Origin of the sequence: Microcoleus sp. F10-B2 (genome assembly GCF_036704965.1) — a bacterium.
GTDB lineage: Bacteria > Cyanobacteriota > Cyanobacteriia > Cyanobacteriales > Microcoleaceae > Microcoleus.
Genome location: NZ_JAUBTB010000013.1, coordinates 46,356 through 59,954, shown reverse-complemented (window position 1 = coordinate 59,954; position 13,599 = coordinate 46,356). Strand labels below are relative to the sequence as shown.

Annotated in this window: 18 protein-coding genes; 9 read left to right on the top strand and 9 right to left on the bottom strand. The window is 44.8% G+C overall.

The features are described 5' to 3' along the window. Nucleotides 1-2: 2 nt before the first annotated feature. The 7 genes from QUA99_RS07415 to QUA99_RS07385 all read right to left on the bottom strand — a co-directional run bounded on the left by QUA99_RS07415 (nucleotide 3) and on the right by QUA99_RS07385 (nucleotide 4,443). Complete coding sequence (locus tag QUA99_RS07415; RefSeq protein WP_333235159.1) at nucleotides 3-707, bottom strand: hypothetical protein; 705 nt, start codon at nucleotides 705-707, stop codon at nucleotides 3-5. 169 nt (nucleotides 708-876) lie between these two features. Further along, the gene (locus QUA99_RS07410; protein WP_333235158.1) at nucleotides 877-2,079 is read right to left on the bottom strand and encodes a collagen-like protein; all 1,203 of its coding nucleotides are present in this window, start codon (nucleotides 2,077-2,079) and stop codon (nucleotides 877-879) included. A 114-nt stretch (nucleotides 2,080-2,193) separates the two neighbouring features. Beyond that, the gene (locus QUA99_RS07405) at nucleotides 2,194-2,748 is read right to left on the bottom strand and encodes a hypothetical protein (RefSeq protein WP_333235157.1); all 555 of its coding nucleotides are present in this window, start codon (nucleotides 2,746-2,748) and stop codon (nucleotides 2,194-2,196) included. A 113-nt stretch (nucleotides 2,749-2,861) separates the two neighbouring features. Beyond that, entirely contained in the window at nucleotides 2,862-3,215 is a 354-nt protein-coding gene (locus QUA99_RS07400; protein ID WP_333235156.1) for a hypothetical protein, read from the bottom strand. Continuing rightward, nucleotides 3,208-3,501, bottom strand: coding sequence for a hypothetical protein (locus QUA99_RS07395; RefSeq protein ID WP_333235155.1), 294 nt, complete (start codon nucleotides 3,499-3,501; stop codon nucleotides 3,208-3,210). Before QUA99_RS07395 ends, QUA99_RS07400 begins: the two co-directional genes overlap by 8 nt. 15 nt (nucleotides 3,502-3,516) lie before the next feature. After that, nucleotides 3,517-3,879, bottom strand: a complete 363-nt coding sequence (locus QUA99_RS07390) for a hypothetical protein (RefSeq protein WP_333235153.1) — start codon at nucleotides 3,877-3,879, stop codon at nucleotides 3,517-3,519. Nucleotides 3,880-4,218: 339 nt separating this feature from the next. Next, nucleotides 4,219-4,443, bottom strand: a complete 225-nt coding sequence (locus QUA99_RS07385; RefSeq protein ID WP_333235152.1) for a hypothetical protein — start codon at nucleotides 4,441-4,443, stop codon at nucleotides 4,219-4,221. Nucleotides 4,444-5,018: 575 nt separating this feature from the next. Here QUA99_RS07385 and QUA99_RS07380 point away from each other — a divergent pair. The 5 genes from QUA99_RS07380 to QUA99_RS07360 all read left to right on the top strand — a co-directional run bounded on the left by QUA99_RS07380 (nucleotide 5,019) and on the right by QUA99_RS07360 (nucleotide 7,794). Further along, nucleotides 5,019-5,504, top strand: a complete 486-nt coding sequence (locus QUA99_RS07380; RefSeq protein ID WP_333235151.1) for a GIY-YIG nuclease family protein — start codon at nucleotides 5,019-5,021, stop codon at nucleotides 5,502-5,504. A 68-nt stretch (nucleotides 5,505-5,572) separates the two neighbouring features. Next, a complete protein-coding gene (locus QUA99_RS07375) occupies nucleotides 5,573-6,046 on the top strand; it encodes a hypothetical protein (protein WP_333235149.1) in 474 nt (157 codons plus the stop codon). An 82-nt stretch (nucleotides 6,047-6,128) separates the two neighbouring features. After that, complete coding sequence (locus QUA99_RS07370) at nucleotides 6,129-6,491, top strand: hypothetical protein (protein ID WP_333235148.1); 363 nt, start codon at nucleotides 6,129-6,131, stop codon at nucleotides 6,489-6,491. Between the two features lie 166 nt (nucleotides 6,492-6,657). Beyond that, nucleotides 6,658-7,053 carry a nuclease A inhibitor family protein gene (locus QUA99_RS07365; RefSeq protein ID WP_333235146.1) on the top strand — a complete coding sequence of 132 codons (396 nt, stop codon included), beginning with the start codon at nucleotides 6,658-6,660 and terminating at the stop codon, nucleotides 7,051-7,053. A 411-nt stretch (nucleotides 7,054-7,464) separates the two neighbouring features. After that, nucleotides 7,465-7,794 carry a hypothetical protein gene (locus QUA99_RS07360; RefSeq protein ID WP_333235145.1) on the top strand — a complete coding sequence of 110 codons (330 nt, stop codon included), beginning with the start codon at nucleotides 7,465-7,467 and terminating at the stop codon, nucleotides 7,792-7,794. 51 nt (nucleotides 7,795-7,845) lie between these two features. Here QUA99_RS07360 and QUA99_RS07355 read toward each other — a convergent pair whose 3' ends face one another. Further along, nucleotides 7,846-8,751 carry a DNA/RNA non-specific endonuclease gene (locus QUA99_RS07355; RefSeq protein WP_333235143.1) on the bottom strand — a complete coding sequence of 302 codons (906 nt, stop codon included), beginning with the start codon at nucleotides 8,749-8,751 and terminating at the stop codon, nucleotides 7,846-7,848. Between QUA99_RS07355 and QUA99_RS33060 the strand changes: the two genes are divergently transcribed. From QUA99_RS33060 to QUA99_RS07345, 3 genes are all read left to right on the top strand, one after another. Continuing rightward, entirely contained in the window at nucleotides 8,742-8,939 is a 198-nt protein-coding gene (locus QUA99_RS33060; protein ID WP_445250989.1) for a TnsD family Tn7-like transposition protein, read from the top strand. The two genes, QUA99_RS07355 and QUA99_RS33060, sit on opposite strands and share 10 nt — an antisense overlap. Nucleotides 8,940-9,102: 163 nt before the next feature. Further along, the gene (locus QUA99_RS07350) at nucleotides 9,103-9,903 is read left to right on the top strand and encodes a ParA family protein (RefSeq protein ID WP_333235142.1); all 801 of its coding nucleotides are present in this window, start codon (nucleotides 9,103-9,105) and stop codon (nucleotides 9,901-9,903) included. Continuing rightward, complete coding sequence (locus tag QUA99_RS07345; RefSeq protein ID WP_333235141.1) at nucleotides 9,903-11,012, top strand: ParB/RepB/Spo0J family partition protein; 1,110 nt, start codon at nucleotides 9,903-9,905, stop codon at nucleotides 11,010-11,012. Before QUA99_RS07350 ends, QUA99_RS07345 begins: the two co-directional genes overlap by 1 nt. A 276-nt stretch (nucleotides 11,013-11,288) precedes the next feature. On the opposite strand, the gene QUA99_RS07340 is transcribed toward QUA99_RS07345, so the two are convergent. After that, a complete protein-coding gene (locus QUA99_RS07340) occupies nucleotides 11,289-12,218 on the bottom strand; it encodes a hypothetical protein (protein WP_333235140.1) in 930 nt (309 codons plus the stop codon). 1,078 nt (nucleotides 12,219-13,296) lie between these two features. On the opposite strand from QUA99_RS07340, the gene QUA99_RS07335 reads away from it, so the two are divergent. Next, nucleotides 13,297-13,548: a hypothetical protein gene (locus QUA99_RS07335; RefSeq protein WP_333235139.1), complete on the top strand. Its 252-nt coding sequence runs from the start codon at nucleotides 13,297-13,299 to the stop codon at nucleotides 13,546-13,548. Nucleotides 13,549-13,599: the final 51 nt, after the last annotated feature.

The following is a 13,599-nucleotide window of genomic DNA, read 5'->3' as shown; positions in this document are numbered from 1 at the left end:
CCTTAAACAAATCGACCCAAAGCAGGATTTCGCAGGTTGCCCGTTGATGTCAAACCCATGTAAATAATAAGAACTTGCTTGCCTAGGTATGAGGTTTGATTCATCCAAAGCTCTTGCTCTTCCTCTTCGTTTAGTCCATAGACACGAGAGGTTTTATTAATTCCATTTATAGTACCCTCCACGGACATATAGGAGGTAAATCCTGTAGTAGCACTTTGGGTAAAGCCCACTACTGTAAAGATTCCACTGGTTATGCCCTTTACTTTCAGAAGATTGTCCGATCGAACTCCTGAATAAATTGAGTCTGGGTTTCGGAGGATTATTTCTTCATTCATCCCCGCATTCATAACGGTGTTTGTTTCCTCAAGAACGGACAACGGGGTGTTACGAATCAGTTTTTGAGGTAGGTAGCTAATCATCCCCGGATTTGAGATGTTCTGCTGCATCAAAGCTACCATTTCACGGATCGTCAAATTTGGATTTGTCACCGAACCTACTGCGGAAACTCGAAATTCAAGAGTATTTTTTTCAGCAAGTTCATAATTGTCTCGATCAAGAACCAATAGTGCAAGTTGATCAAGGGTTTTCCCTGGAATGTACAATTCTCCATCAAGGAATGACAGATTATGAGTTTCACACAGGATGCGACACTCTAATTCCAGGCGATAAAGTCCTACATATCGGGTTTTCAGAGTTTGGTTTCTCAATCCCCGCGGTCGGCCATTTATGTAAATACATCGGACTCCGTTTAGCTTTGGGACGCTATACCAAAACCCAAGCTCGTATTCCTTTGCAGGATTGTAAGTATTTGGAACTTCTGCTAGAAAAGTCATCGATTTTCTTGATTTGCTTAATTCATTAGAAATTGAGTGAAAATTATTGAGGTGTTTCAGCGAGAATAGTGCTGAGACTTAAAAAACCTGAAGATAAATCGTAAGTAACAGGAGCTTGGAAAGTCACAGTGCCAGCTCGATCGATTTTGAGAATATTAGGAACTGGCGCGCCTCCATACCAGAAACAGGCTGGGTGCAGCCATCCATAACCGAACATCCATAAGTTCAGCTCTGTTGGTGGAATTTGTGCAATGACTGCGCTTTTATCGAATTTTGTCAGCACCATATCCACAAATAATTGTGTTAACAGCCCGTTTTGCTGTTTCCGATATCGGAATGCTGCTTCTCGGTTTGTGCTGTAAGTCACACTTGCCGATGCGATTACCGGGACATTTACCCAAGGGCCCCATGTTGGTGCGGGTGCTGCCAGTCCTGGATCTCCTTTTGACCCTGGATCTCCTTTGGATCCAATCGGCCCTATTGGTCCCTGCAACCCTGTTGAGCCTGTTGCACCTGGCACACCTGGTTCACCGCGATCGCCTTTGTCACCTTTGGGGCCAGTTGTACCAGGAAGGCCGGGTGTGCCAGGTAAACCCTGAATTCCTTGAGAGCCAGTATCGCCTTTATCGCCTTTGGGACCTGGAGGACCAGGAGGGCCGATCGGACCTTGAGGACCAACGATTGGAGGGTCGGGGGGAATGACCTCGACTTCTTGGGTAGCGGTTGCCAAAACATTATTACCAAGCATCAAATAAGCTCGGAGGGTTCCATTCTGAGAAATGAGAGTATCAAATGGAATCCAGGGAGATTCTTTAATAATTTGGTCGTTCAAAGTAAATCGAACAAAACCGTTTGTTGGCAAATATTGAACCTCAGCAAGTACCAAGGTTTGCCCTGAAAAAAGAACAGGAGGATTAAGGACAATAGCTGGGACGTTGGCTTTAACCTCAAAATTAATTTTGTCGGTCGATCGAATTAGGATAGGTTGTGTGCCAGTAATATCCTCAACTTCAATTTCGTTAATACCCGCATTATTAATTAGGATAGTTAGTCCATATTGATATTGAGGATTAGCGGCAGTACCTATATTGGTTGCCATTGTATCTATACCCACAACCACGCCGTTTAATTTAAAGCGAACATCAGTGTTGATGTTACTATCAGCGATCGCAGTTACTGCTAAAGAGTAAGGTAATCCACCCACCTGGACACCCTGCTGAGTTGGAGAGGTTATTTTTATTGCCATTGTCTTGTAGGTTTGTAGGTTGGATAGACAAACAATCTCCTTCTTGCCGCACCAAGAAAGAGATTGAATCGGATATCAGTCGAGTTTTAAGCCTAAGCCAGAATCAGACTCAAATCACGTTTGAACAAGCAGAGTTTGAGCAATGACGATTTCGCCATCGATTGATTCACCAAAGATAACCAGACCTGTGTAAGCATCCGGGTTAGGATTACGATCATCGCTAATCAGGGCAACTCTGCTATTCAGTAATTGACTGAAAATTTGGTAAAGTTCAGTCAAATATTCTACTAATTCGATCGGCATCAGAATACCAAAAACAGCACTAGGGGCAACCAATGCGTCACTCATCAAACCTTGATTTTGCGCTGTTGTATTTACTTCTACTAGCGCATTTTCAATCAAAGGTTGGAAGAACTGATCGAGTTCTTGATAAGTAATTACTCGATTATCCGGAGGTTTGTAGTTAGTAACCTCCGGGCTTACAACTTTCGTTGTAGCTTTCCGCATTGCAGCATCTCTGGCGAGGATAGCTGGTTCATCAAATGGCTTTTTTGCTCGTTTAATTGCCAGCGGTGAATCACCTTCTGACATGGGAAAGAAATTAAAGTCGCTGATTGTCAGACGGAGTGATTTTGTGGCTAGTCCTGCTGTTAGTCCTGTTGATACCATGTCTGTTCTAATTAAGAGATTATTTTTAGCCTATATCATATTTATCTTTTTGTGTTTATCCATCAAAAACTTGACTTTTATCCCCATTTATTATAGAAAAAAAAGTCATTTTTTTAATTGGACTCTGACCAAGCGACTACGATAACAGATAAAGAGTCACCCGAAAAATCATTAGTTTTGAAGTGAGTTTTCAAAAGTTTGATTGTATTCTCTGCCATTTCCTTAATATCAAAAAAATGGGCTTGTTCAAAATCAGTAACCCATTTAGAAGCTTCGTTATCAAGCAAACCATTAGCCAGGAACAGAATATCACCATATTCTGTAAGGTTACTAAGAGAATAGTAAGCAGAACAGATAACAAATCTTTGCTCTGGCTTAAAGTTGGTGGAATCTGTTGAATCTGAACCTGACATAGAAAAACCAGTAGCGAACTGGTAAATCGCTAAAATTTGAGTAGAATCAGTCAACAAGAGGTTTAAAGCTACTAATCTTTGTCCAATCAAAGGAATTGCCTATGTAGCTATCAAACAAATGACTTTGACCCCGTAGCAAAATCTTGTTAGCAGGAAGCCAATGAGCTTCACCTGAAATATCACGAATCAGAAACAGGATACGGGAATAACAGGGGACGATCGGAAGTTCAATTTGACCAACTACCCATCCCGGACACCAGTTAATGCCGTAGTGAAAGAAACATTCCTTTGGAGGGTCAAAGAAATTAATGTGTTCTTTCGTAATTTTTAAGGTTTCCATACAATCACCAGTACATCACCAGATAATGGACTTAAAGTTATTAATCTTCGTCCAATCGAAGCAATTTCCTGCATAGGTTTCAAAAAGATAACCTTTACTATGATTTTGCCCACGAATGGCAACTTGATTGGCGAAAACCCAATGACAACCGCCTTCAGCATCACGAACCAGAGTTAGGAAACGGGAATAGCTTCCGGCGATCGGTAGTTCAACTTTTCCGATGACCCATCCAGGACACCAGGTAGCAGACGAAGAGTTGTATAAAAAGAAACAATCTTTCCGTTCTAGAAACAAATCAATGTGTTTCTGTGATATTTTTAAGTTCATTGTTTTTGTTTTTGTTTCTAGTTTCTGCAACAGCTTAGTTAAAAGCTTCATCCGTGGGTTCTTTAATAAGACCGATCAAACAAAACCATCGGAGTTGGATAGTGCGCCCGCCTCGGCATATAGTTTTGTTGTTGCTATGGCATAAGTGCTGAGAGCCGCCATTCAGCAGTTGCTCATAGTAATAAGCTAGCCGATCAAGGGGTAGTTCGATCGGTTTTTTCCCACCAAACGGGCAGGAATAGCAGCAGTTTACTGGTACATTGTAAGCACTTAAATCTCTTGCCATGTGTTTTAGGGTTAGTATGAGTTCTTCGGGAAGTGTTCAGGAGATAAAAATTTAGGAGGGAAGAGTTCTTTCCTTCTCTCCTGACTCTTTTCTGAGGTGGTCAGTTAAACAGATTCTGCAATTTTATATGCTGCCAGATAGATTGCGTCGTTACTTTGCGGCCGCTTGCCTTCTATCTGGTCGCTTATTGCTAGAACTATTTTTATCCTTTGAGCTTCGGTTTGGGACGGAAGCACTTGGTTCTGAAAATAGTACCCAGCCGTTGAATCAAAGAACCTGTTGAGGTTAGTTTCATACTTCAGAAATTTTACTAATTCTTCTAGATTCATGAGTATTACGGAAGTCTGGGACAAGTCGAACGTCGCGACAGGGGCAGAAATGTCTTTGGGGAGTTGATGTCTGATTCAACTTTTTCTTGGAGGGAGAAAGAATGAGGATAGATTCTCATATTTGGGGAGCCAAAACATCGTCACCCCAAAGCGAAGCATGATGATTTTCCTTTTCCCTGGATTGTCATCAGCTCGTAAGAAGTGCAAAAGCTGACGTGGTAGCATTTCTTTATAAATTGCTATGATTTGGTTTGATTGTTATGAATAGCTAAGAATCGATCGAATAGAGAGCAAGGTGAATCCGAGAGTTTCCGAACCAGCAATAAATCTGTGACAGAATCTCAAGATTGTGCTGATGTTTTCAACAACCGCTGTCATTAGTTTGGTATAATGTGACAGTATTAGTTCCATATTTGGAGACATTACTACCGGGAGCCTGCTGTTTGACAGAATTCCATTGAGCTTACACTTTACAGCAGCGATCGTCCAATTAACCCTTTGAATCCGTGTCGCAACTCGAACTTTTCCCTGAATTTCAACCCAAACCCAGAGTCCTGAAATCTCCTCAGCTAATTATGAGTTCCCAGGCTCTCCAGTCCTGGAAACAGCGCATTTTTGAACACCAACAATCTGAAAGTGCTGACCAATCGCGGCGACAGGGAACGTTATTCGAGTTAGCACCAAATCCCTGTGACCTGGATAATATAGACCCATTTACTCTGCAACTGCACAACCTTTCATTCTCAGATCGCCCGGATTTGGGCGATCGCACTTGCCTTTACTTCGTTATAGACACGTTTCCATTGCTGCTGTATGTAGGAGAAACGCACCGCACTCCAAAACAGCGGTGGACGAGCCACTACTGCCATAACTACATTGCCAACTACATCGAACTGCACCGCCGCTATTCCTTGGATGTCGCTGTGGGTATCGCATTTTGGTACGGAGCGCCCAGCAACCGAAAACAACGGCTCCAGTTAGAATCCGAGCTTATCTACAAGTGGCGATCGCCCTTTAATAAAGAATGCTGGCAGTGGTGGGGGCAACCTTTTGGGAAGTGAAGCTGCTGGAATTTGGTATTTTAAAGTCATAAACCGTATAGGAACAATCAGCCATCCCCGAATCAAACATGGAGCGATTTGAATTTCAGCTAGCCATGCTGCAAAAAGGAGCAGAGGAACTAGAGAAAAAAATAGCTAATTTCACAACAATTCTGATGCAATTAAAAACTGCTGCAATTACCATTTGGGTAGCGTTAATCGGTTGGGTATTTGCTAGCAAAATAAATGCGTTAGTTCCGCTGGGATACGTTATTATTTTTGGTTTTTGGTTTTTAGAAGCTACCTATTGGAGGGTGCAATTTTATTATATGCAAAGAGCCGCTGCCGTTACGGAATTCTTGAATGATGAAAGGGCTTTAGATGAAAGTTTTAATACCTGTTCTATACCGAAAGGTCTAGTTCACCCGCTCGGTTCTTTGAAAATATTTAAAATGCCTTCTTTATGGAGAGCTATGTGCGCTCCATCAATCTATATTTTTTATACCTTTTTGTTTGTTGTTAATTCGATCGTTTGGTTGATAAGTCTTAAAACAGCTCTCTAACTGGGCACGATCCGAACGTGCGATCGATCGAACAATATCTTTCATCCCAACTAACTAGAAGTAGACGCATCTCCACCGACCAATGAAAAAGTACCTCAACCTCGTCACCGCCCTCATCGCATCACTCAAGCCCAAATCCAAAATACCCGTAATTGACACTTACGGTCAATCCACGCTTAACCAAGACGAGCAGCAAGCTCTCATGGAATGGCTCTTTGCTAGTTTGATGGGCGCTGGGTACTTCGGCAAAGCTCACCTTATTTGGGACGATGGTCACGACAGAGAACGAGAGATATTCACCGCATTGATGAGAAACGAGCCGATATTCCTGTACCGCCTAGGAGCGCGACCTTCACCAACGGTTGAAGGATATGGCTGGCGACTGATTGGCGAACATCCGAGTTTGAGGGTGTATGAGTTCCAGGTGGAGGTTGAAGGAGATTGAGGGTGATCGATGATTTTGAAGTGATCGATTAAGAATTACTGAGATTCGGGGTGGCAAACCCTTACCGCTCTTAACCTGCCGCGAAGCTCCGAATCGGTCAAAAAGTCCTTAGTTTCAGCCAACACCAACTGTACAATCACAGTAAAGCTGATGAACCACCGCAACCATGACCGACTCAATCGCCACCCAACTCCAACAAGCTTCCAAAGGCTTGCTCTTCCTCAGCGAATCCGACGCTCCCTTTGAGGTCATTCATTGGCCGGCACAGGGAGAACTCACCCCGCCGAAACTCTTGCAACTAACCGGACACCCACCCGATGCTCCCGTAGAACTGCGGACGGTTGACGACTTCTTTGCGATCGCCACCGTTGAAGAGGATTGGCACGACCAGGATGAACGGGAAACAGTGCAGCGGTTCCATAACTTGGTGAGCATCCTAAAGCAGAATTTATCCCAGTTGCAGGTTTACCGAGTGGGTAGCATCGACATCGATGCGTACATCGTCGGGGTGACGGACGGTGGCGAATGGGCGGGGTTGTCAACGAAACTGGTGGAGACTTAGGCTGTTTTCCTTACTTTTCAGTTAGTATGCAGGTAAAGACCTTGAGTTTCACTGGACAGCCGCTACTTAGAAGAACTGTGTTCTATCGAAAGTTATCGCAGACTGTATTTTCAGGTATTGTGTCCTATCGAAGAGATACTCAACAGCTACGTGAAGCGGGTTTTTAACTTCTGCAATTCATATTCTGGAACCTTGTCCTTGTAAGTTTTCTTAAGAGCAGTAGGTTTATGTTTCGACCATCAGAGACAATTTTACTCATTGTACATATAAGGTATAAGGTATAGGGATATGACTAAAAAGTGAAAATTGGAAAAGGAAAAGAAATTTTTTTTATTTTTTAGTCCTTTGGAAAAAACATACAGATACTTGAAAAGCACGCTCTGTCCTTAAAAAATAAGTAACCAACCAATCATGCACTCAGATCATCAAACATTTGTTACAGCAATTCACTCTAAGAAAAAGCTAAAACTTACATTTTTCAGCAAACAGGATAGAGGACAGTTAATTAGAATGTGCGCCCCGATGGACTTTGGACCAAGCCGTCGCGCTAAAAACAAATTAGACCGCTACCATTTTTGGGATTATGAAAGCGACACGCAGAACCATGTGCTCAGCTTACCTCCAGAGCAGATTGTCCAGATGCAATCTACCGAAGAGTCTTTCGACCCCATCGAATTTATTACCTGGGATTTAAAGGAAGCGCCCTGGTTTCTACAACGTAATTGGGGAGTGCTTAGCTGAGACACTTTGACGGCTAAAAAATTCAATAAGCATTCGCTTATCGAGCAATCCTTATTGACTGTCCACTTTGCTTTCAATGACTTGCTGAACCTGTGGCGGCACATTGGATAAGAAATTCAGCCCCGTCTCCCGTTCCACTCTTGCCACGGAAACTCGAAAACTTTTCCATCCCTTGCCCTTGACGCTGCCCGAGTTGGGCATTATCACGGCGATCGTCCTGGTATTTGCGTTAACTCCCTGCATCCCCAATCCTTGCCTATCCAGCACCACGATAACTTTCCAATTCATTGCGGGTACTGCAATTTTCTCCTTCCTGCCAATGCTGCCATTTCTTCCTACGGGCCCCGCAATGATGTAAAGTTCCTTGCCCTGCTGCACCAACTCGCGACAATACTCTTCCAAGTCACCCCAGACCCCTCTGTTAACTTCTGGCACTTGGGGCATCATATTGGACATCAAAAAGGTAGCGCTGTTATCCGCTTCGTTGCGGGTGCGATCGGCACTGGGTGCAATGTGTCCCCTGTCGTAACCGCTTCCAGTGTAATCGTTGGGGCGGACTTTGTACCAAGCAGCGGGGAGGGCATCGTCGGGTCGGAAGTTGTCTTGGCGATCGGCTGTTCCAATCCAAGAGCGGTTCAGTTGCCATGAAACCCAGTTGGCGGTCTTAGTTTTGCTGTTGTAGCTCATCACGTACTGCGGCTTTACCATCAGGTAGTTGTCGGTGCTGGCCATGCTAGAAACTGCATTACTTGGATTGCCCAGGAGTAAGTTGCGGTTATTGATGGCTGACCTGACTGGTTCTCTGGTTCCTGGTTTGAGCGTGGGTGGCTGCACCCTTGGCTTCTCACGACCAATTTGAGGAAGGCGAGACGGCGGTGATGGCGCAATCAGGTTGCAGCCGCTAACAATCCCTACCAAGATCAGAGCGATCGCCCCCGGTTGCCACAATTTCCTCACTCTTAGCCACTCCCATTCTCGTCGTCCATGCCAAGCTTATCAGCAACCTGCAACTTAACAGAAAGAATGCCGACCATTATCTCAAACCAGTTGTGACCAACTTGGCTATCAGTCGATGCTGTGATACCAAAAAACCTGTAGGTACTTTTCGGTGTTTGTGTGGAATGATTGCGAGTCAAGTGCTGTAACAAGCGGACTATCGTGTGAGTAACTTCTCTTTCCAACCGGCGAAAGGCATTGACCGCTCGTCGTATCTTAAAATACGACGAAGCAAACGTTCTGTCGTATCTTAAAATACGACGAGGCAAACTTTCTGTCGTATCTTAAAATACGACTTTTCAGAGTGGAGTTATGGCAAAGCACAAAATTATTATTGGGATTTTAGCCAATGCTGGTGGCGTTGGGAAAACAACGTTAGCAGTACATCTAGCCTACGAGATATGCAAGCGGGGACTCAAAGTAGCTTTAATCGACCTCGATCCTCAACGAGCTTTAGATGTATTCTGTGGCTTACCGAGCGCAGAAGTTGAAAACACAGTTGTCCGAGTGTTTGACAAAGACTTCGACGGGAATTGGCCCTTGGTTTCGGCTTGGAACAATCCCGAGATCGAAATCTGTCAAGGTCATCCCGCTACCGCACAGGTGGCAAGCGATTTGGTCATTCGGAGGCGCGGTGAGTACGTGCTGGCCGACCGCTTCAAGAGCCATCCCCTGCGCCACGATGTGGTCATCTTAGACTGTCCTGCCACCATTGGAATCATTTGCGAAAATGCAGTGGCGGCCGCCACCGGCATACTAATCCCCCTTCAGTTAGAGATGAAATCTGTCTCCGGCGTAGCTGACTTGACGCAGTGGTTGATTGGAATTTCCGACGACTTAATGCTAGAACCACGCCCTCCAGTCTTAGGCTTAGTTCCCAGCTTATATGACAGCAGTCGCGCCATTCACCGCCAGTACCTCCAGCAGTTACCTGAAGTTGCCGAACAACTGCGAGTAAAACTATACCCGCAGATTCGAGATTCCTCAGAATTCAAGAATGCGAGCGCCAACGGCCTGCCCTTACAAAAATACCGCCCAGCCCATCCCGCTTGCAAGGACTTCAAAGCGATCGCTGACGACCTCGTTACCTTAGTGAAGAAAGGAAAACTTTAATGGGTAAACTGCCTAAAATAAACGAACGCTTTGCGGGTGCTTATCAAGCGACTGACCAGGCCCAACGGATTGCCGAATTACAAGCTGAGGTAGAGAGACTGCGAGCCACACCATCTCCAGAGCTTGAGCAACAAATGGCAGCTTTGCGAGATCAACTGAAAGCGCAGTCGGGTGAATTAGAAGTAGCTGTAGATTTAATTGACCCCAATCACTACCAACCTCGCCAAACAATTACACCGGAAAGCATTCAAACTTTGGCTCGGAGTTTGGCTCACGACGGGCAAATTACTCCACTGATCGTCATTCCTCAAGGTGAAAGATACTTGTTGTGGGACGGACAGCGCCGTTGGGAAGCGGCTAAACGGTTGGGCTGGAAAACAATGCAGGCTGTCACTGCCCCCATGCCTCAAGATTTACATCGCAAAGCGCTGTTGACGTTTATCCATCATGAAGACCTAAACCCCTTGGATAAGGCTGAGGCGATTATTCAGGAAATAGCTACCACTACCGGTCTTGAGGCTGAAGAAATTTCTACTGTACTGTCAACGGTGTTGCGGCGTTTGGAGCGTTCTTCCCAGGCTCATCAACTGACTGCCCTTGTGACGGCTGCGACAGAGGAACAGCAGCAGGGAGTGAAATCTTTGGGAGTGAGCGAAACGGAGGAAAAGTTGCTGTTAGCTTTGTTGGATTTGGCTTTAAATCCAGCTTCGGTGAAGGCTAACTTGATTCCTATGTTGTCTCTGCCAAAGGATTTGAAGGCAGCAATTCGAGAGCAAGGGCTGAAAGGAGCGCACGCTTTAGCTTTGACGGTTTTATCTGCTAAGACTTTAAAGACTTCTGAGCGTCAGGCCGCGAAGGAGAGGATTGAAGCGACTAACCAAGTGATTGAGCTTGATTTGACGGTAGCGAAGACTCGCGAGTTGGTGGGACAGATCAAAGCTAAATACCTAAAATCAGTCACTTCTGAGTCGAAAGAAGTCACAACATTGGTGCGGGGGGTTAAGAAGTTATCGAAAGTAGTGATGGTTTCGACTAGCGCCGAACAACTTACGGAGTTGCGCGAAGTTTTACAACAGAAGCTTTCGGAAATTGATGAAATTTTGAGCTAAACATCATAAATTTAAAAATGGCTTAGGCTTTCTGGTTGACAGAAAAAATGGCGACACCCCCTGCTCGATTCATTCGGTGATATTTCTCAGTCGGGCAGTGAAGGGGACAAAACTCAAAACCGAGGCAATGGAGTTGTTGGTAAAACTTACACCTACCATCAAAGTCCTCAAATCGGTGATTCACCAAAAACAAGTCATCGCCGATTCTTCGGGGCAAGCAGCGACTGTGTGGGACTTAGGCGGTCAACCCGCGAAGGAAGCTGCACGGGAATATGATCAGTTGTACTTATCTCGTGCATTTTCTGCCGCCATTTGCTCCGCTTCTGATTTTGTCCACTGATTCACAGGCTGCAAGTCTGGCACGTCCGTGAAGCAACTCGGAATCTTTTCGCACGTTATTTCACTGATGATACTGGCTACTACCTTACAGCAACTTGACGGACATTTAACAACTTGCTCCTCAGCGAAGCGGATGATAACCCAGTACCGAGCAGCGAAAAATTTATTGCGCTTCTCATCTTTCCATGCTCCTCTATAGTGGGTCGGTTCTCCACTTTTGTAGCCATAAGGCTCGTCAATTTCGATGTCAATGTAAAGGTTAATAGTTGCGTCAATGTAAGCAAAATCGGCAGTGTAAGGATAATCAAAATTAGGAATGCTCAAGCTCAGGCCTGTGTTAATTTTACCGGGAAAATATTTTTTGAGATAGCGTTCAAACGATGCTTCAGACTGCCCTCGCTGTGCGCTGCTATTATTCCCGTCGTTAGGAACTGTTCTACTAAAAATTTGTTTGAGAAGTTGCTGCCGATATTCCGCCATCATCTCTGGCGTTCTGGTAGCTTGCACTGCTAACTCGTGCTGCTGTTGGAGCTTGTGATACAATCCTTTTTTGTATTCATAATCTCTGATTCGGACTTGCCATTTCTGGTGGCGTTGCGGGTATGACTTCCTTTCTTCAATAACTTGGAACGCAATTGCTCCAGCACCTAGAAGGAAAATGAAAAAAGCTAGTCCGGCATTAGCAACACCAAATACACAGGTAAAGACTACTAGCCCTAATACTTCCCAGCCAATTGATTCCACACTCAACGGCTGTGGTTCTGAAGTAGGAGCGAGAGGCTGGGCTTCATTAAACGGGGGAGCGGGCGGTATGGCAGATTGAGCTTGATCAACTTCCGAAGGGATAATAATGATAGGATATGTCATAACCTGTTTAAGTTAACTGTTATTGGTTATTGGTTATTGGTTGACTGTTATTAGTTTATTGGTTAATGGTTTATTGTCGGCGATCACTCTATTACTGCATTAATTCTTTCTACTGGATTGCGACTGAAGCTGCGTCGATGGTTTTAACTATTGGCAGCGATAAGCCGGAAGCTCCTCCAAAGTATTATGTACTATAGGGTTCAGGTATAGCGATAGTATTTTGTGTCAGAATCGTCGCATCTGGGGATTTGTTGACTGGCGATAACTGCCTATGGTGCGTCGATCACCCGTCAGTCAAATTCAGTTTCGCATCAAATCCATCAAAGCCTTGTCTTGTAAGGGTTTTTGATGAGAGATACAGTTTGGCTGGCTTTGTCGATGCACCTATTTATCCTTAATTAATCTGTTAGCGGTGAGGGTGCGTCGGTGGGGGAATAGATTGTGTCTTGGGTTTGATAAAAATATTGAAAGCCTTGTGATATATAGGTTTAAGGTGATGCAAGGAGTTGTCAATTTGCGATCGACACACCTCGGCCGATCTCCAAAAACCAGATTTTCTGGTTGAAATGTGTCGATGCTTTGTGGGGTATGGGTTTGACGCTGGTTATTTTACTGTTTTTGGTGTCGATCTGTGCTATATGTTAGCGGTGCGTCGATTTGATGGCTGAATCCCGCTCTGGGTATAGCCTCTGTGGCCAACTCTCCCCACTCGCTGGGGAAACTAATTGAATGGAAACTCGTGAACAGGTATCACTTTCTTTGGAGGAGGCTCCGGTTCCTATCTCCACAAGTGGGGGAAACTAATTGAATGGAAACTCATGATAACCATCTGTGTTCAGTTACTCTAGCTGTTGTGATCGCCACTCATGGGGAAACTAATTGAATGGAAAAGCCCGGATAGCCTATGGTGGGAGTCCGGGTTTTTCTGTCTTCACTCGTTGACGGCAGTTAAACAATGAGGCTAGAGAGTTTGCGATCCTTGTAACTAGGTTAGGAAAATCTGAAGAGTTGGGGTTGACAACTCCCCAGGAGCGCGACAGATTTATGAAGTAGATGAGGTGGCGGAGTCGGGGTCAGCTTGAACGTACAGCTTTTTAGATTGCACTACGGTGGCTCGGTGCGATCGCAATTACCGGCAACGAGCAAAGGACTATTTTCGTGGCGTTACGACAACACCCTAAAAGTCTGGGATTTAGAAGTGGAGAGGCGATCGCTACTTTCAGCCTTATTTTGCTGCACCGTTGCACCCAATGGAGTAACTGTGGTAGCAGGTGATGAATCCGGTCGCGTATATTTCCTACGGCTAGAAGGGATAGAGCCACTAACATAAATTTCTTACGTGGTTGTCGGCAAGGTGGAATTTGCAGAGTTTCAGCGGCTA